Source organism: Micrococcus sp. KRD070 (genome assembly GCF_017168435.1).
Classification (GTDB): domain Bacteria; phylum Actinomycetota; class Actinomycetes; order Actinomycetales; family Micrococcaceae; genus Micrococcus; species Micrococcus luteus.
On the sequence record NZ_JABFNH010000040.1, the window covers coordinates 1 to 384 of the forward strand.

Below are 384 nucleotides of genomic sequence, written 5' to 3' on the forward strand. Positions count from 1 at the left end.
CCCGATGCCCCCACGCCAGCCAGAACGCCCGCAACGGCCTCGAGCGCGGCGCAGGACGCCCGCCCGACGCTGGACCGCCTCCCCAGCCTGGAGGACCGCCGGTGATCCGCACGCACCCCGCCGAGGACCAGCACGCCAGCGGCCGCTACCTGGACACCGCAGCCAGAAATGCCGAGGACTTGGCAGCCGTCGCCGACGCCGCGGCCAAAGACGCCGAAGCCATGGCCCGCATCGTCGCGGACATCGTGGCGCAGCACGCCGAGGACTTGGCCGGCATCACCGCCACCACGGCCGACGACTCCCAGGCCCACACCTGACCACGCCCACCCTGTTCCACCGCGAGGAGCACACCATGAGCACCACCACCACCCACCCGGCACAACC

General features: G+C 72.9%; 1 protein-coding gene. It reads left to right on the top strand.

All coding sequences use genetic code 11. The annotated features are described in order from the left end of the window. Positions 1-101: 101 nt before the first annotated feature. On the top strand, positions 102-317 hold the full coding sequence (locus J1M38_RS11465) for a hypothetical protein (RefSeq protein ID WP_069941079.1): 216 nt from the start codon (positions 102-104) through the stop codon (positions 315-317). Positions 318-384 lie beyond the last annotated feature (67 nt).